The organism is Rhodoferax lacus (assembly GCF_003415675.1).
In the GTDB taxonomy this organism is placed as follows: Bacteria; Pseudomonadota; Gammaproteobacteria; order Burkholderiales; family Burkholderiaceae_C; genus Allorhodoferax; species Allorhodoferax lacus.
Genome location: NZ_QFZK01000003.1, coordinates 366,667 through 383,140 on the forward strand (window position 1 = coordinate 366,667; position 16,474 = coordinate 383,140).

The 16,474-nt window shown below is 61.8% G+C and carries 20 protein-coding genes and 3 tRNA genes; 10 read left to right on the plus strand and 13 right to left on the minus strand.

Features of this window, described 5'->3' with window-relative positions:
- Window positions 1-4: 4 nt before the first annotated feature.
- The 8 genes from DIC66_RS07825 to DIC66_RS07860 all read left to right on the plus strand — a co-directional run bounded on the left by DIC66_RS07825 (window position 5) and on the right by DIC66_RS07860 (window position 5,970).
- Window positions 5-808 carry an SPOR domain-containing protein gene (locus DIC66_RS07825; RefSeq protein ID WP_117175773.1) on the plus strand — a complete coding sequence of 268 codons (804 nt, stop codon included), beginning with the start codon at window positions 5-7 and terminating at the stop codon, window positions 806-808.
- A 3-nt stretch (window positions 809-811) separates the two neighbouring features.
- Entirely contained in the window at window positions 812-1,315 is a 504-nt protein-coding gene (locus DIC66_RS07830; RefSeq protein ID WP_117175775.1) for a CvpA family protein, read from the plus strand.
- 10 nt (window positions 1,316-1,325) lie between these two features.
- Entirely contained in the window at window positions 1,326-2,828 is a 1,503-nt protein-coding gene (gene purF, locus DIC66_RS07835; protein WP_117175777.1) for an amidophosphoribosyltransferase, read from the plus strand.
- 43 nt (window positions 2,829-2,871) lie between these two features.
- Window positions 2,872-4,095 carry an O-succinylhomoserine sulfhydrylase gene (locus DIC66_RS07840; protein WP_117175779.1) on the plus strand — a complete coding sequence of 408 codons (1,224 nt, stop codon included), beginning with the start codon at window positions 2,872-2,874 and terminating at the stop codon, window positions 4,093-4,095.
- 3 nt (window positions 4,096-4,098) lie between these two features.
- Window positions 4,099-5,514, plus strand: a complete 1,416-nt coding sequence (gltX, locus tag DIC66_RS07845) for a glutamate--tRNA ligase (RefSeq protein WP_117175781.1) — start codon at window positions 4,099-4,101, stop codon at window positions 5,512-5,514.
- A gap of 77 nt (window positions 5,515-5,591) precedes the next feature.
- Window positions 5,592-5,667, plus strand: a tRNA-Ala gene (locus DIC66_RS07850).
- A gap of 57 nt (window positions 5,668-5,724) precedes the next feature.
- Window positions 5,725-5,800, plus strand: a tRNA-Glu gene (locus tag DIC66_RS07855).
- A gap of 93 nt (window positions 5,801-5,893) precedes the next feature.
- A tRNA-Asp gene (locus DIC66_RS07860) sits at window positions 5,894-5,970 on the plus strand.
- Between the two features lie 38 nt (window positions 5,971-6,008).
- On the opposite strand, the gene DIC66_RS07865 is transcribed toward DIC66_RS07860, so the two are convergent.
- The 3 genes from DIC66_RS07865 to DIC66_RS07875 all read right to left on the minus strand — a co-directional run bounded on the left by DIC66_RS07865 (window position 6,009) and on the right by DIC66_RS07875 (window position 7,598).
- Entirely contained in the window at window positions 6,009-6,650 is a 642-nt protein-coding gene (locus DIC66_RS07865; protein ID WP_117175784.1) for a phosphoribosyltransferase, read from the minus strand.
- 114 nt (window positions 6,651-6,764) lie between these two features.
- Window positions 6,765-6,983 carry a DUF3820 family protein gene (locus tag DIC66_RS07870; RefSeq protein ID WP_117175787.1) on the minus strand — a complete coding sequence of 73 codons (219 nt, stop codon included), beginning with the start codon at window positions 6,981-6,983 and terminating at the stop codon, window positions 6,765-6,767.
- Window positions 6,984-6,992: 9 nt separating this feature from the next.
- A complete protein-coding gene (locus DIC66_RS07875; protein ID WP_420820484.1) occupies window positions 6,993-7,598 on the minus strand; it encodes a DUF924 family protein in 606 nt (201 codons plus the stop codon).
- Between DIC66_RS07875 and DIC66_RS07880 the strand changes: the two genes are divergently transcribed.
- Window positions 7,597-8,517: a M14 family metallopeptidase gene (locus DIC66_RS07880; protein WP_117175792.1), complete on the plus strand. Its 921-nt coding sequence runs from the start codon at window positions 7,597-7,599 to the stop codon at window positions 8,515-8,517. The two genes, DIC66_RS07875 and DIC66_RS07880, sit on opposite strands and share 2 nt — an antisense overlap.
- Here the strand turns inward: DIC66_RS07880 and DIC66_RS07885 are convergent, their stop codons facing one another.
- From DIC66_RS07885 to DIC66_RS07920, 8 genes are all read right to left on the minus strand, one after another.
- On the minus strand, window positions 8,518-8,709 hold the full coding sequence (locus DIC66_RS07885; RefSeq protein WP_117175795.1) for a DUF2283 domain-containing protein: 192 nt from the start codon (window positions 8,707-8,709) through the stop codon (window positions 8,518-8,520).
- A 39-nt stretch (window positions 8,710-8,748) separates the two neighbouring features.
- Window positions 8,749-9,045 (minus strand): type II toxin-antitoxin system RelE/ParE family toxin, encoded by a 297-nt coding sequence (locus tag DIC66_RS07890; protein ID WP_117175798.1) that lies wholly within the window; start codon window positions 9,043-9,045, stop codon window positions 8,749-8,751.
- Window positions 9,042-9,275, minus strand: a complete 234-nt coding sequence (locus DIC66_RS07895; RefSeq protein WP_117175801.1) for an addiction module protein — start codon at window positions 9,273-9,275, stop codon at window positions 9,042-9,044. Before DIC66_RS07895 ends, DIC66_RS07890 begins: the two co-directional genes overlap by 4 nt.
- 216 nt (window positions 9,276-9,491) lie before the next feature.
- Complete coding sequence (locus DIC66_RS07900) at window positions 9,492-9,689, minus strand: DUF2283 domain-containing protein (RefSeq protein ID WP_117175804.1); 198 nt, start codon at window positions 9,687-9,689, stop codon at window positions 9,492-9,494.
- A gap of 48 nt (window positions 9,690-9,737) precedes the next feature.
- Window positions 9,738-10,166: a hypothetical protein gene (locus tag DIC66_RS07905; RefSeq protein WP_117175807.1), complete on the minus strand. Its 429-nt coding sequence runs from the start codon at window positions 10,164-10,166 to the stop codon at window positions 9,738-9,740.
- Window positions 10,150-10,767, minus strand: a complete 618-nt coding sequence (locus DIC66_RS07910) for a nucleotidyltransferase domain-containing protein (RefSeq protein WP_117175809.1) — start codon at window positions 10,765-10,767, stop codon at window positions 10,150-10,152. Before DIC66_RS07910 ends, DIC66_RS07905 begins: the two co-directional genes overlap by 17 nt.
- A gap of 48 nt (window positions 10,768-10,815) precedes the next feature.
- Window positions 10,816-12,648, minus strand: a complete 1,833-nt coding sequence (locus DIC66_RS07915; RefSeq protein ID WP_117175811.1) for a glutamine--tRNA ligase/YqeY domain fusion protein — start codon at window positions 12,646-12,648, stop codon at window positions 10,816-10,818.
- 26 nt (window positions 12,649-12,674) lie between these two features.
- On the minus strand, window positions 12,675-13,628 hold the full coding sequence (locus tag DIC66_RS07920; protein ID WP_117175813.1) for a glutaminase: 954 nt from the start codon (window positions 13,626-13,628) through the stop codon (window positions 12,675-12,677).
- 67 nt (window positions 13,629-13,695) lie between these two features.
- On the opposite strand from DIC66_RS07920, the gene DIC66_RS07925 reads away from it, so the two are divergent.
- Complete coding sequence (locus tag DIC66_RS07925) at window positions 13,696-14,826, plus strand: DUF2157 domain-containing protein (RefSeq protein WP_117175816.1); 1,131 nt, start codon at window positions 13,696-13,698, stop codon at window positions 14,824-14,826.
- A 121-nt stretch (window positions 14,827-14,947) separates the two neighbouring features.
- Here DIC66_RS07925 and DIC66_RS07930 read toward each other — a convergent pair whose 3' ends face one another.
- Both DIC66_RS07930 and DIC66_RS07935 read right to left on the minus strand, forming a co-directional pair.
- Window positions 14,948-15,187, minus strand: coding sequence for a hypothetical protein (locus DIC66_RS07930; protein ID WP_117175819.1), 240 nt, complete (start codon window positions 15,185-15,187; stop codon window positions 14,948-14,950).
- A 79-nt stretch (window positions 15,188-15,266) separates the two neighbouring features.
- Window positions 15,267-16,460 (minus strand): branched-chain amino acid ABC transporter substrate-binding protein, encoded by a 1,194-nt coding sequence (locus DIC66_RS07935; protein ID WP_117175822.1) that lies wholly within the window; start codon window positions 16,458-16,460, stop codon window positions 15,267-15,269.
- Between the last annotated feature and the right edge of the window lie 14 nt (window positions 16,461-16,474).

A 16,474-nucleotide genomic window follows, 5' to 3' on the forward strand; every position in this document is an offset into this window, starting at 1 on the left:
ATCCATGGCATTTTTCAAACTTCGCAAAGCTGCCGGGGAATCCCAGGCAAGCGCTCCGGCCCCCGAGAGCGTGGACGCCATGCGCAGGCGCGCGCGCTACCGCCTGGCGGGCGCGGCGATTCTGGTGCTGGCCGCAGTGGTCGGTTTTCCCCTGCTGTTTGACAACCAGCCGCGCCCCATCGCGGTGGATATTCCCATCGACATTCCGGACAAGTCCCGGGTCAAGCCCCTGGTGGCCAGCAACCCGGTGACAGAGGCCAAACAAACCGAGGTGGCTGCCTCCGGTGCATCGACCCAGGCTGCTGCGCCGGGCGCAGATGCCTCGCGTGGTGCCGCTGGTGCCGTTGCCGGTGCCGTGACTTCCGCAGCCAAGGACAGCAAGCCCGTGCCCAAGGAGCAGCAAAAGGAGGAGGTCATCATCTCCTCCTCCAAGCCCGCTGCTGCGCCTTCAGCTGCCAAGGCAGAGGACAAGCCGGTTGCCAAGTCTGAGCCAAAGCCCGAGCCCAAAGTGCTGGCCAAGCCCGCCGAAAAGGCCGCCGACAAGTCCACGGACAAAGCTGGCGACAAGGCCGCAGCCACCGGCCGCTTCATCGTGCAGTTTGGTGCCTTTACCGATTCCGCCCGCGCCCACGAGGCCCGCATGAAGGTGGAAAAGACCGGCCTCAAGACGTATGCACAGGTGGTCGAAGGCCCCGAGGGCAAGAAATTCCGCGTGCGCGTGGGTCCGTTCGAGAAACGCAGCGACGCTGAAAAAGCCGCCGAGAAGATCAAGAAGCTTGACCTGCCTGCAGCCATCCTGGGACTCTGATCCGTGCTTGCCGCTCTAGCGCCTCTGGACTGGATCTGTCTCGCGGTCCTGCTGGTCTCGCTGCTGGTGGGTGCCTGGCGCGGCTTGGTGGTGGAGGTGATGTCCCTGGTCGCCTGGGTTGCCGCCTTCATTCTGGCCCAATGGTTTGCCCCGGAGGCCGCAGCCCTCTTGCCCATGGCACAAGCCTCCGAGCCCGCACGCTATGCCGCCGGTTTTGTGCTGGTGTTTGTGGCCACACTGTTTGCCGGTGCGCTGATTGGCTTTGTGGTCTCCAAACTGCTCTCGGCCGTGGGGCTGGGCGCCATCAACCGCCTGCTGGGCGCACTGTTTGGCCTGCTGCGCGGCGTGGTGCTGATACTGGCGGCTACCGTGGTGGTGGGCATGACCCCCTTCAAGACCTCGCCCACCTGGCAGGCATCAATTGGCGCCCAATGGGCCACTGCCGCACTGGGCGTCCTCAAGCCCGTGCTGCCGCAAGCGTTCGGAAAATATTTACCTACTACCTGAGTAATAAACCATGTGTGGAATAGTCGGCGTTGTCAGCAACGCACCGGTCAACCAGTTGATTTATGACACCTTGCTGCTGTTGCAGCACCGTGGCCAGGATGCCGCCGGCATCGTGACGCAGCAGGAACGCAAGTTCTTCATGCACAAGGCCAAGGGCATGGTGCGCGATGTGTTTCGCACCCGCGACATGCGCTCCTTGCCCGGCAACTGCGGCCTGGGCCAGGTGCGCTACCCCACGGCGGGCAATGCCTTCAGCGAAGAAGAGGCGCAGCCTTTTTACGTGAACGCGCCCTTTGGCATTGTGCTGGTGCACAACGGCAACCTGACCAATGCCCACGCACTCAAGAGCGAGCTGTTCGTTACCGACCACCGCCACATCAACACCGAGAGCGACTCCGAGGTGCTGCTCAACGTGCTGGCCCATGAAATTGAGCGCACCACGCGTGGTGCAGACCTGCAGCCGCAAGACCTGTTTGACGCCGTGCGCAATGTGCACAAGCGCGTCAAGGGCTCATACGCGGTGATTGCCCTGATTGCCGGCCACGGCGTGCTGGCTTTCCGCGACCCCTTCGGTATCCGCCCCCTGTGCATGGGCCGCAATGACGAAGGCAATGTGGTGGTGGCCAGCGAGTCGGTGGCACTGGAAGGCACGGGCCATCTGTTTGACCGAAACGTCAACCCGGGTGAGGCGGTGTTCATCGACCTGCAAGGCAAGGTGCATGCACAGCAGTGCGCCGACGCGCCCTCGCTCAACCCCTGCATTTTTGAATTCGTCTACCTGGCCCGCCCGGACTCGGTGATGGACGGCATCTCGGTCTACCAGGCGCGCCTGAACCTGGGCGAGACGCTGGCCAAGCGCGTGGTCTCCACCGTGCCGCCGAATGAAATCGACGTGGTGATTCCCATCCCCGAATCCAGCCGCCCCAGTGCCGCGCAACTGGCCCAACTGCTAGGCCTGCCCTACCGCGAAGGCTTTGTGAAAAACCGCTACGTGGGCCGCACCTTCATCATGCCGGGCCAGGCCGTGCGCAAGAAGTCGGTACGCCAGAAGCTCAATGTGATTGCCAGCGAATTCAAGGGCCGCAACGTGCTGCTGGTGGACGACTCCATCGTGCGCGGAACCACCAGCCGCGAGATCGTGCAGATGGCCCGCGACGCCGGTGCCCGCAAGGTCTACATGGCCAGCGCCGCGCCCCCGGTGCGCTTTCCGAACGTGTATGGCATCGACATGCCCACCCCCAATGAGTTGGTGGCGCACAACCGCACGGTGGAAGAGATCCGCGAAATCATCGGCTGCGACGCCCTGATTTACCAGGACGTGGACGCCATGAAGAAAGCCATCGGCTCCCTGAACAAAAACCTGGCCGGTTTTGATGCCTCCTGCTTTGACGGCGTGTACGTCACCGGCGACATCACCGACGCCGACATCACCCGCCTGGGTGCCAGCCGCGTGGGCGGCGAAGAAGGCATGGAAGACAACTCGCGCCTGGCCCTGCCGAACCATGAAAATTAAGCACGAAGACTGATAGCCAAGACCCATTACGGATAGCCCTGTTATGACGCAAAAAGAACTGCCCGAAGGCCTGCACCTCGACACCCTGGCCCTGCGCACCGCACTGGAGCCCAGCCAATACGGCGAGAACTCCGAAGCCCTGTTTCTGACCAGCAGCTTCATCCAGACCAGCGCGGCCTCTGCAGCCCGCCGCTTTGCCATGGAAGAAGAGGGCTACACCTACACCCGCGTGGGCAACCCCACGGTCAGCAGCATGGAGCTGCGCCTGGCCGCCCTGGAAGGCACCGAGGCCGCTATTGGCACTGCCACCGGCATGGCCGCCATCCTGCTGTTGGGCATGGGCGTGCTGCGCGCGGGCGACCACGTGATCTGCTCGCAGTCGGTGTTTGGCTCCACCATCCGGCTGTTCAGTGGCGAGTTCGGCAAGTTCGGTGTGGAAACCACCTATGTGCCACAGGGCGACGTGGAAGCCTGGGCGGCTGCGGTCAAACCCAACACCAAACTGCTGTTTGCCGAAACCCCCACCAACCCGCTCACCGATGTGTGCGATATCCAGGCCCTGGCCGATGTGGCCCACAAAGCCGGTGCGCTCCTGGCGGTGGACAACTGCTTTGCCACGCCGGTGCTGCAAAAGCCCACCACCATGGGTGCGGACTTTGTGATCCATTCGGGCACCAAGTACCTGGATGGCCAGGGCCGTGTGATGGCCGGCGCCATCTGCTGCAGCCAGAAGCACAAGGACGAAGTCTTTCTGCCCATCACCCGCACCGCTGGCATGGTGCTCTCGCCCTTCAATGCCTGGGTGGTGCTCAAGGGCATGGAGACGCTGGGCATCCGCATGCAGGCACACTGCGCCAATGCGCTGGCACTGGCCACCTGGCTGGAGGCGCAGCCGCAGGTGGCGCGCGTCTATTACCCCGGCTTGAAGAGCCACCCGCAGCACGCCTTGGCCATGCGCCAGCAGTCAGGCCTGGGTGGCCCGGTGGTGTCTTTTGATGTGAAGGCCTCTGGCCCGGATGATGCACGCCTGCGCGCCTTCCACGTGATTGACAGTACCAAGGTCTGCTCCATCACCACCAACCTGGGCGACACCAAGACCACCATCTGCCATCCCGGTACCACCTCGCACGGGCGCCTCACGGAAGCCCAGCGCCAGGCCGCAGGCGTGGGCCAAGGCCTGATCCGCTTGGCCGTGGGCCTGGACCATATTGAAGATTTGAAGACCGACCTGCTGCGCGGGCTCAACAGCCTGCCCACCCTCGCTTAAGACATGACCACTACTGCCACCAAGACCCGCACGCGCTTTGCGCCATCGCCCACCGGCTTTATCCACCTGGGCAACATCCGCTCGGCACTCTACCCCTGGGCCTTTGCCCGCTCCACCGGCGGCGATTTCATTCTGCGCATTGAAGACACCGATGTGGAACGCTCCACGCAGGCTGCAGTGGACGTCATCCTGGAGGGCATGGCCTGGCTGGGCCTGAACCACGACGAAGGCCCGTTCTACCAAATGCAGCGCATGGACCGCTACAAGGAAGTGCTGCTGCAGATGCAGGCCCAAGGCCTGGTCTACCCCTGCTACATGTCCATGGCCGAGCTCGACGCCCTGCGCGAAAAGCAGATGGAGAACAAAGAGAAACCGCGTTACGACGGCACCTGGCGCCCCGAGCCCGGCAAGACCCTGCCCGCCATTCCCGAGGGCGTGCGCCCCGTGCTGCGCTTCAAGAACCCGCAGGGCGGTGTGGTGGCCTGGGACGACAAGGTCAAGGGCCGCGTGGAGTTCAGCAACGACGAACTCGATGACCTGGTGATTGCCCGCCCGGCAGCCGAGGGTGAGCCCGTGGGCACACCCACCTATAACTTCTGCGTGGTGGTGGACGACATGGACATGCAGATCACCCACGTGATCCGTGGTGACGACCATGTGAACAACACGCCGCGCCAGATCAACATCTTCCGGGCGCTGGGCCAAGAGCCTCCGGTCTATGCCCACCTGCCCACTGTGCTCAACGAGCAGGGCGAGAAGATGAGCAAGCGCAACGGCGCCAAGCCCGTGACCCAATACGCCGCAGAAGGCTATCTGCCCGATGCCATGGTGAACTACCTGGCGCGTCTGGGCTGGAGCCACGGCGATGACGAAATCTTTTCGCGTGAACAGTTCCTGCAATGGTTCAACCTGGACCACCTGGGCCGGAGTGCTGCGCAGTTTGACGAAGCCAAGCTGCGCTGGGTGAATGCCCAGCACATGAAGGCCATGGCCGGCGATGCACTGGCGCCTTTGGTGGACGTGCATTTGGCCAAGCGCGGCATCACGTCCGACGCCCGTCTGGCGCGCCTGTGCGATCTGCTCAAAGACCGCTGCGACACCACCGTGGCCCTGGCCGACTGGGTGGCGCGTTTTTATGTCGATGTGCAGCCCGAGGCCGACATGCTGGCGCAGCACGTAACCGACTCCGTCAAACCCGCGCTGCAACTGCTGGCCACCAAGCTTGCAGACTGCGCGTGGGACAAGGCCTCCATTGCTGCTGCCATCAAGGAAGTGCTGACGGCCAGCGCACTGAAGATGCCGCAACTGGCCATGCCCGTGCGCGTGCTCTTGCTGGGTACGCCACAGACACCCTCGCTCGATGCCGTGATCGAATTGCTGGAAAAACAAAAAGTAATCGCGAAACTTGTAGCAGGCTAATTTTTCACGCTATAATTCGAGGCTCGGGAAATGCGAAAACTTCAAAAGAGTTCTTGCAGAAAAACGAAAGTTTTTTGGGGGGTATAGCTCAGCTGGGAGAGCGCTTGCATGGCATGCAAGAGGTCAGCAGTTCGATCCTGCTTACCTCCACCAATTTTTCGAGAGTTAGTTGATTTTCGTGAGCGTAAAGTTTCGGAAGTCCAAGGTTAAGACCCCATCGTCTAGAGGCCTAGGACACTACCCTTTCACGGTAGGTACCGGGGTTCGAATCCCCGTGGGGTCGCCAGGTTTGTGCAGCAATGCATAGCAAGGCACAAGTTGGAAACGGTCTTTCGCAAGAAAGATTCTTGGCTCGCAAGAGCAGAAGTTTCCACTACCAGGAGTGGTAGTTCAGTTGGTTAGAATACCGGCCTGTCACGCCGGGGGTCGCGGGTTCGAGTCCCGTCCGCTCCGCCAAAATTGAGAAGCCGCCTGTCGCAAGACAGGCGGCTTTTTCATTGGTCCAGCGCCTGTCGGGTTCCATTCAAGAGTGCGATCACCTCTTCGTCTTCCACCTGCCGGAAGTCTCTGTAGAACTGCCCCACAGCCTGAAAGTCCGGGCTGATCTTCAGGCACACCAACGCATCCACCAGCGGCCGGACTTTTGTGGCCGCTGTGGGCGCCGCCACAGGCACCGCACACACCAGCTTGGCTGGCCGTTGGGCGCGCAAACCATGCAAGGCTGCCACCATGGTGGCGCCGGTGGCCAGGCCGTCATCCACCACGATCACGATGCGGTGCTGGACTGCAGTCGGCAAACGTCCTGGCGTGTACTGCGCGCGGCGTGCGCGCAGGGTTTGCAGCTGGATGAGCTTTTCCTGGGCGATGTAGTCGGCCGACACATCATGGTGGGTGGCATGTTCGGTGAGGTAAGTCCAGCCGTTTTCGTCGATGGCGCCTATGGCCAGCTCGGGCTGCAGAGGCGCGCGCAGCTTGCGCACCAGCACCACATCCAGCGTGCCGCCCAGGCCTTCGGCAATGCACCGCCCCATGGGCACGGCGCCACGCGGAATGGCCAGCACCAGCGGGTTCAGACCCTTGTATGGTTGTAGCTCTTCCAGCAGCAATTGCGCGGCTTCGGTGCGGTCACGGAACATGCATGCACTATGCGTCCGACCCAGGCTGACGGGTTGCGCATTGTCAAATGTTTCCAGCGACTGCCTGCTGTTAATGAGCCGAGCCTATGGTTGGCCAATGCCGACATCGCAAGGCTATCGACCCGACCCACGCAGCGGCTTCAACAGGTCCGACAGGCCGTTGTGGTCAATCTCGTGCATCAGGGCCAGCAGGCGGCCCAGCTCTCCCTTGGGGAAGCCTTCGCGGGCAAACCAGGTCAGGTAGTTGCCGGGCAGGTCGGCCAGCAGCATGCCCTTGTGCTTGCCAAAGGGCATGGCCATGATGACGAGTTTTTGCAGGTCTTCAGCTTGCATGGAGAGGTCTTAAAAGGAGGATCCGGGTCCGCTCAGGAATGCCAACTCTTCTGACGTCGAGTCGCGCCCCAGAACGGCATTGCGGTGGGGATAGCGGCCAAAGCGCGTGATGATGGATTGGTGCAGCAACTCAAAGCGTAGCGTGTCTTCCAGGCCTGGCTGGGCCAGCAGCTGCACGGCCTGCGTGTGCACCAGCGCCGACTCACTGTGCATATAGGGCATGTAGGCAAAGGAGCGCTGTGCGAGCGGCAGGCTGTGGTCCTGGCCGCTACAGACCAGCTCTTGTGCCAGGGCCAACGCCAACGGGTCCTGGGCAAAGGCGTGAGCCGTGTCGCGGAGGATGTTGCGGGAGAACTGGTCCAGCACGATGATTTCTGCCAGACGCCCCTCTGCGCTGGTGCGCCACGCAAACAGCTCACAGCGCGCGGCCGCTTCCAGCGTTGAGCCGAAGCGCGCGGCGATCTGCGCGTCCAGTGCTGTGTCCTTGCTGAAGTGCTGTTTGGGGCTGAGTGCCTCGAACCAGAAATGGAGAATGTCGTGGGGCTGCATGGCAGGCAGAATAGCCGATTCGCAATGCCTCCGTTCCCTTCCACCACCACCTGTTAGCAGCACCATGAGCGATTCCCACTTTTACCCTATAGGTACGCCCGGCCAGCCCTGGGGCGACGCAGAGCGGGCCCAGTGGCGCGCACGCCAAGTGCGCCAGCGCAGCTATGCGGACGAGGTGCTGCAGCGCGTGGAAGGCTTGCGCAGCCGCTTCGATGTGGAGCCCTACGGTGAGGTGGTCTATGCGGACGAACGCTTCCCTCTCTTTGCCATCCGCAGCCGCAACTGGCAGCCCGGCCTGCCCGCCGTCTTGGTGACGGGTGGAGTGCACGGCTACGAGACCAGCGGCGTGCACGGTGCCCTGCGCTTTGTGGAAGAGCACGCCGCACGCTTCGCGGGCCGGGTCAATCTGCTGGTGGCGCCGTGCGTGAGTCCCTGGTCGTATGAACGCATACAGCGCTGGAACTTTGACGCCATAGATCCCAACCGCTCCTTTCGCGCTGACAGCCCGGCGCAGGAGTCCGCCGCCCTGATGCGCCTGGTGGCCCCTCTGCGTGGCCAGTTTGCAGCCCACATCGACCTGCACGAAACCACCGACACCGACGAATCCGAATACCGCCCTGCAGTAGCCGCACGCGACGGCAAACCGTTTGAGCCCGACACCATCCCTGATGGCTTCTATTTGGTGGACGACACTGGCAACCCGCAGCCGGAATTCCAGCAGGCCCTCATGGAGGCAGTGCAGCGCGTTACCCACATTGCGCCTGCCGACAGCCAGAACGAAATTCTGGGCTCACCGCTGTTCGCCGAGGGCGTGATTCGCTATGCAATGGAAGAACTGGGCCTGTGCGCCAGCGTGAGCGGTGCGCGCTACACCAGCACCACCGAGGTTTACCCCGACAGCCCGCGCGCCACGCCGGAGCAATGCATACAGGCGCAGGTGGCGGCGGTGTGTGCGGGGTTGGAGTTTGTGTTGGCCAGGGCGTAGTCAGGGTGCGTGCCGAAACTTCATCTGCATGAGGCCTTCTTTTTTTGCGTCCAGCAGCACAATTTCGACAATTGTGCCGTCCTCGGCGTAGCTGATATGGGTGTGCCAATCCTGCGAATCTTCTCGAACGAGGGGCTTGTCCGACACGCGGATTTGCAGGATGTCGTCCTTTTCAAAATAGATGCTGTTCATGGTGATGGCTCCCAGTGGTGCAAGGCGCAGCCGGCACTTTCAAACGTTCAATCTGCCTTGCCAATAGTTGGGTTTGCGGCGTTGGTGCGCAATGGCTAAAACCAATAGCTCAGAGCCATCGCGCGTATAGATCACGCTGTAGGGAAATCGCCGCAGGCGGCATCGGCGAATCTGAGCTGTGAGTGGATGCCATGCCGTTGGAAACTGTTCGATGAGCTGGATGGTCTTGAGGGTTTCGATCAGGAAGGCATCGCCCAAGCCCGGCGCTTGCACCTCGTACCAGTCGATGGCCTCGTCAAGCTCGGCCTGCGCCGGCTCCAGAAGGCGGACGCTCATGCAGGCTTGGCGTTGACTTGGTACTTGGCGATTACTTCCGACAAAGTCACCGCCTTGATTTCTCCGCGCCGATAGGCGGCAAGCCGGTCTTCTGCCTCCTTAGCCCATAGCGCATCAAGCAATACATCGGGCGGGACCAAGCTGTCCAGGATGCGCTCAACCACTTCCATGCGCTCTTCGGGGGGCAGCATGGTGGCTTGGGCGCTCAATGCTTCAACGGCTTGCGACATGAGAACTCCGGTGAAATAGGGAAGAGATGAACTCCACTATAGCGCTGCAGTTTCAGTTTGCGAATTAGGTGGCTCACGCAAGGGCGCGCGGCTCCAGCACCCAAGCTTCGGCGGCCCTGCTATCGAAGGGCTCTACAAACCAGCCGGGAAACGTTACTGCTGGCCACACGCTCACCAGGATCTGCTGAAATGCGCAACGCTCACGCAGCAGTCAATTCACCAAACGGTATTTTCGAGAGAGAGTTCGTGCAAGTCAGCGCGCAGGCTGGCGTGTTGCACATCAATCCCCACCAGCGCGCCCTGGGCACCAAAGTCCAATATCACGCCGTCCTTCACTTCATCGGAGTCCACCGAGGCCCGATCTGCGAGGTGGATATAGAGCGAATCGGTCGCTTTGTCGTACGAGATCTTCATGGCTTGAACCTCCGGCCTGGAAAGGCATTGTGAACCGTTGTGCCTTCTTCAATCCAGCGACAGCGACTTCGCGCTACCAATGGTATCTGCCACCCGTTGCGTGGCCGCAATCAGATCGCTAACCAAGCGTTCATCAATTTCCAGAAGCCCCTCGTATTCGCCCAGATTGCGCCGGTTGTGACACAGGTCGAGTACCCGCCAGACTTCCGGTCCCAGATTCAAGGTATCTGGCAAGACCTGAAACACGATGTAGCGATTGCTGGCCCGGTAACCCATGCGGCGCAAAGCGGCTAGACACAAGGCGTGCGCGGCGTTGTAGGCCAGGTCAAATCGACTTTCGATTGCCAGGCCGCTGTTGCGCGCATCGACAAGCCGAGCGGCACCGGTGCGCATGAGACCGGCAACTTCCTGCGCATCGGGCGGTTCGGCTTTCAATGGTTTGCCGGGGCCACACAGATTCTCAAGGGCTTGGCTCATGGTCCGCTTTCTCCTGGCCTATCAGCCAGATCTTTGGCTGCTGCATGACGCGACTGATGAAGGCACTATCTTGCGCCACCCTGCGCGCAAAGTCATCGGGGGTGTAGAGCGTAGGATTGATTTTGCGGCCCAGCGTGGTGCTGGCGTTTTCCAAGGCGCCAAACACCTCGGCATAGCCCAGGTTAGCGCTGACGATCAATACGTCCACATCGCTTTGCGCCGTGTCCTGCTGCTTGGCCATCGAGCCAAACACAAAGGCCTGTGCGATCTGCCCGGCAATGGGTGTCAGGGCCGCGCGCAACACATCGGCCAGCCCCATGGTTTTGAGCACCAGCCCACGCAACTCGCCAAACACGGGCGCCGATGCCTCGGCTTGGTAGTGTCTTTGGTTGCCTTGCTTGCGCACGCTGACCAGCCCGGCCTCCACCAGCGAAGCCAGTTCGCGCTGCACAGCCCCTGTGCCAGACTGAGCCAGAGCAATGATCTCGTTGGCGTAAAAGCTGCGGTCTGGTGAGAGAAACAGCACGGCCAGCACCCGTTGCCGGACCTTGGGGAAGAGGGCGTCGGCAGGTGTGGTTTGAACGTGAGGAATGGTAGTCATACCCAAATTAGGTTTAATGATACCTGAATTGGGGTTTTTATTGGGAAGTTACTTCCCCCACGAATCCTTCAACCCCACCGCCAAATTGAACACTGCCTTCGCCCCCTGCACATGGTCCTTCAGGTCCGCCACGAAGTACCCATGCCGCTCAAACTGAAACTGCTGCCCGGCCACTGCATTTGCCAGTGAGGGCTCCACTATGGCGGTGATGGTCTTCAGGCTGTTGGGGTTCAGGCTCTCGATAAAGTCCTTGCCGCCGGCATCGGGCTGCGCATCCAGGAACAGGCGGTCGTACATGCGCACTTCGGCGGCTACGCCATTGGCCACGCCGACCCAGGTGATGGCGGCTTTGACCTTGACGAGGTCGCTGCCGGGGGTGCCACTCTTGGTGTCGGGCACCACGGTGGCCAGCACTTCGGTGATGGTGCCGGACGCGTCCTTGGTGCAGCCGGTGCACTCGATCACATAGCCGCCCTTCAGGCGCACCTTGTTGCCCGGGAACAGGCGCTTGTAGCCCTTGGGGGGCACTTCTTCAAAGTCTTCGCGCTCAATCCACACCTCTTTGCCGATGGTGAAGTGGCGCGTGGGTACTTCCACGCCTTCCGCCGCGTGGGGCAGGGCGGGCTGGGTGCAGGGCTCCAGGTGGCCGGCGCCCATGACCTCGTCCCAGTTGGTCAACACCAGCTTGACCGGGTTGAGCACGGCCATGCCGCGGTGGGCCTTGGTTTCCAGGTCTTCCCGCAGGCAGCCTTCCAGGGTGGAGTAGTCAATCCAGCTGTCGCTCTTGGTCACGCCAATGCGCTCGGCAAACAGCTGCACGCTTGCTGGCGTGTAGCCACGCCGGCGCAGGCCGACTATTGTTGGCATGCGCGGGTCGTCCCAGCCGCTCACCTTGTGGTCGTACACCAGTTGCGCCAGCTTGCGCTTGCTGGTGATCACATAGGTGAGGTTCAGGCGGGCAAACTCGTACTGGCGGGGTGGCGGGCTGGAGAGCAGGCCGCCTTCGCAGAGGCGCTCCATCAGCCAGTCGTAAAACGGGCGCTGGTCTTCAAACTCCAGCGTGCAGATGCTGTGGGTGATCTGTTCCAGCGCGTCTTCGATGGGGTGCGCGTAGGTGTACATCGGGTAGATGCACCAGGTGTCGCCGGTGTTGTGGTGGGTGGCGCGGCGTATGCGGTAGATGGCCGGGTCGCGCATATTGATGTTCGGGCTGGCCATGTCGATTTTGGCGCGCAGCACCATGGCGCCGTCGGCGTGCTGGCCGTCACGCATTTCGCGAAAGCGTGCAAGGTTCTCAGCAGGGGTGCGGCTGCGAAACGGACTGTCCACGCCGGGTCTGCCGAAGTCGCCGCGGTTCAGGCGCATCTCTTCAGGGGTCTGCTCGTCCACATAGGCCAGGCCGGCTTCAATCAGGTGCTCGGCGGCGCGGTACATAAAGCCGAAGTAGTCACTGGCCTGGTAGGGCGCGGCGGTACCTGCGGCCTGGCCGATCTGCACCCAGTCAAAGCCCAGCCAGCGCACCGAGTCGATGATGCTGTTGACGTACTCGGTGTCTTCCTTCTCGGGGTTGGTGTCGTCAAAGCGCAGGTGGCACACACCACCGTAGTCACGCGCCAGGCCGAAGTTGATGCAGATGCTCTTGGCGTGGCCTATGTGCAGGTAGCCATTGGGCTCGGGCGGGAAGCGGGTGCGGATCTTGGCAGGGTCTGGCTGGCCTTGGGCGTGGTGCGCGGCGTCTCCGGGGCTGCCGGCCCAGCGGCGTGTGGCGTAGGTGCCTTTTTCCAGATCGGACTCGATGATCTGGCGCAGGAAGTTGCTCGGCTTGACGGTTTCAGTGGCCGCAGCGGCTGCGGTGTTGGCGTTGGTGGGGGGCGTACTCATGCATTGATTTTAGACGTGCCCCAAGCTCAGGCGCTGGCGTAGTGCCAGCCTGTCAGTTGCACCAGCCGCTCCAGCGCAAAAGCACCCAAGACCGAGTTGCCCTTGGCGTCGAGTTCGGGTGACCAGACGGCCACCGTGCCCATGCCGGGTGCGATGGCCACAATGCCGCCGCCCACCCCGGTTTTGACGGGCAGGCCGATGCGGTAGGCAAAGTCGCCGGCGGCATCGTAGGCGCCACAGGTCAGCAGCAGGGCGTTGACGCGGCGCGTGTCCGCCGGGCTCAGCATGTGTTCGTCCGGGCTGCCGTCGCGCCCCAGGTCGCGGCCGCCGTTGGCCAGAAACATGGTGGCCTGGGCCAGCTGGGCGCAGCTCATTTCAATGGCGCACTGGCGGCAGTAGTTGTCCAGCACCAGCTCGGGCGGGTTCACAAAGTTGCCATAGCTCTTCATGAAATAGGCCAGGGCCATATTGCGGTGCCCGGTCTCGCGCTCGGACCGGGCCACTGCCACGTTCCAGCTCAGGGCAGGGTCGTCGGTCAGGCGGCGCATGGCGCCCAGCAGCGCGTAGTCCAGGTGGGCGTAGCCAGTGGTAAGAATGTCTGTGATGACCAGCGCGCCCGCATTGATGAAGGGGTTGCGCGGTATGCCGTGCTCGGTTTCCAGTTGCACCATGGAATTGAAGGCCGCCCCCGAAGGCTCACGGCCCACACGCGACCACAACGCATCACCTTGGGTTTTGAGGGCCAGCACAAAGGTAAACAGCTTGGAGATGCTCTGGATGGAGAAGGGCGTCTGCGCATCACCCACGGCAAAGGTGCTGCCATCGGTCAGGGCCACCGCCATGCCGAACTGGCGCGGCGGCACACGCGCCAGGGCCGGAATGTAGTCGGCAACGTGGCCCTGGCCAAACAGGGCCTGTGCTTCGGTGTGGATCTGGTCCAGTGCGGCGGACAGCGTGGGCGCGAGGTGGGCAGGAAGCATGATTGCATTCTAGGAGGGCCGCTGTGGTACACATGCGCCAGAACCACAGCAGCGATGCACCAAGCACATGACTGAATCCACCCCCTCAGCACAAGAGCAGGTGAACCTGCGCTGGCAGGACCTGCAGGACGCCGCAAGCGACGGTCTGGTAACGACCACGCAGGCCCAGGCGCTGTGGCAGCGCTGGTCCGCCGAACAGCAACTCCGGGCCGCCACACAAGGCACCCTGCCATCGGCAAGCGCCACGCCGTGGGCCACCGGCCCTGCCTTCGGCTTCACCAACGTGCTGTATTACTTCGGCGGCCTGGTGGCCATAGGCGCCATGTCGCTGTTCATGACGCTGGGGTTTGAGCGTTTGGGCGCGGGTGGCCTGCTGGCCATTGCGCTGGCCTATCTCATCGCCTGCCTGAAAGTGGCCGATCATTTCAAGGTGCGCGGCCTGGTGGTGCCAGCCGGCATTCTGGCCACGCTGGCGGTGGTGCTGGTGCCACTGATTGTGTGGTGCGTGCAAAACCTTCTGGGCCTGTGGCCGCCGGGGGGTGACAGCCGCTTTTCGGCCTACCACACGCACATCAACTGGCGCTGGCTCACACTTGAGTTCGCTACGCTGGCGGCAGGCGCGGTGATGCTGTGGCGTTACCGGTTGCCCTATATGGTGATGCCGCTGGCGGTCACCGTCTGGTACATGAGCATGGACGTGGCCAACGCCTTGATGCAAAACGAGGGCTTTGACTGGCAGTTCACGCGCGATGTGTCGCTGGTGTTTGGTATTGCTACCTGCGCACTGGCCCTGTGGGTGGATGTGCGCAGCCGCCGCTCGCGTGACACCGAGGCGCGGCAGGACTTCGCCTTCTGGCTCTACCTGTTTGGCGCCATCATGTTCTGGGGCTCTTTGAGCCTGCGCGACTCGGACAGCGAGTGGGGCAAGTTTGCCTACTGCCTGCTGAATGTGGTGCTGGTCTTTGGCGGAGCCGTCATTGGGCGGCGCGTGTTCACCGTGCTGGGTGCCTTGGGCGTGGCGGGTTATCTGGGCTACCTGGCACACCGCGTGTTTCAGGACAGCCTGCTGTTTCCGTTCGCACTGACTTTGCTGGGTCTGGGCTTTGTGGCCCTGGGCGTGTGGTGGCAGCGCCATGAAGCCGATATTCAGGCACGCCTGGGGCGCCTGTTGCCCCTGAAGGGGCACACATCCGCCTGAGTTGGAGTGCCGTGGTGGGCATGTGAAAACACTGATGGCAGTGCCCGCCAATCAGGCGTACGATATATGCTGACTAAAGTGATTCAATGCTCTCAAGCCGAGGAGGTTGAGGGCATTTTTTTTAGAGCGCCTCGTCCCAGTACCAGCCGCGTGCGGCCATGCACGAAGACAGAAGGCTGCGCCTTTGTTCGACGAGTTCCTGGCACATCGCATAGTCCCTGGACAACACCTGTTCACCCCGGTCGCCCCAACGGTCTTTCCAGTTCAAATCCTTGATGGCTGCGGGCAATTGCGCACAGGCAGCAAGCAGTAGCCCCAGCAGGCAAAAAAGGCGTGTGGTACGGATGACGTGGTGCTTCATGGTCTTGAAAATATAACCCCAAAAAAAAGAGAGCGGGCCCTTGTCAGGCGCGCTCTCTTTCTGGCGAAAGGCTAATGGATTAGCGAATCACAGCCAGGGTTTCCAGCTTGCCACCGCGAACGGTCTTCAGAGTCAAAGCGCCATTCTTGATGTCGCCTTTTTCGTCAAAGCTGATGGGGCCAGTCACGCCCTTGTAATCGGCAGTAGCTGCCAGAACCGGCAGGTACTTCACAGGGTCAGAAGAGTTGGCCTTGACCATGGCAGCCACCATGAGCTTCAGGCTGTCATACACGTAGGGTGCATACACTTGCACTTCGGTACCGAACTTGGCCTTGAACTTGGTCTTGAACTCTTCCATTCCGGCCTTGCCTTCACCTTCAACGCCACCGGCTTCAGCACAGAAGACCTGGTCGTCAGCAATGGCGTCACCACCGAGCTTGACCAGTTCTGAGGAGCAGATGCCGTCGCCGCCCATGAACTTCGCCTTGATACCCAGCGACTTCATTTGCTTGAGCATGGGGCCGGCCACGGCGTCCATACCGCCGAAGAACACCACATCAGGCTTCTTGCCCTTGATGGTGGTCAGGATGGAATTGAAGTCGGTCGCCTTGTCGGTGGTGAACTCCTTGGCTACCACTTTGCCGCCAGCGGCTTCCACAGCCTTGGCAAACTCTTCTGCAACGCCCTGGCCGTAAGCGGTACGGTCATCAATCACGGCGATGGACTTGCCCTTCAGGGTGCCCACAGCGTACTTGCCGAGCGTGCCACCCAACTGGGTGTCATCAGCCACCACGCGGAAGGTGGTCTTGAAACCTTGGCGGGTGTACTTGGGGTTGGTGGCAGAGGGGGAAATCTGGGGAATGCCTGCTGCGCTGTACAGCGAGGAAGCGGGGATGGTGGTGCCCGAATTCAGGTGACCGATCACGCCGGCAACCTTGGCATCGACCAGCTTCTGGGCCACTGCGGTACCTTGCTTGGGATCGGCAGCATCGTCTTCAGCCATCAACTCGAAAGTGACTTTCTTGCCGTCGATCATCACGCCTTCGGCATTGAGTTCTTCAATAGCCATGCGCGCGCCGTTTTCGTTGTCCTTGCCCAGGTGGGCGATGGCGCCGCTGGTAGGACCAACGTGGCCGATCTTCACAACATTGGCTGCGGGTGCAGCAGCAACGGGAGCGGCTGCAGGCGCAGCGGCTTCTTCTTTTTTGCCACAAGCCACCAGCAGGGCAGCAGCTGCCAAAACGGTCAAAGCACTTTTCACTTTGAATTGCATAGAAACTCCAGTAT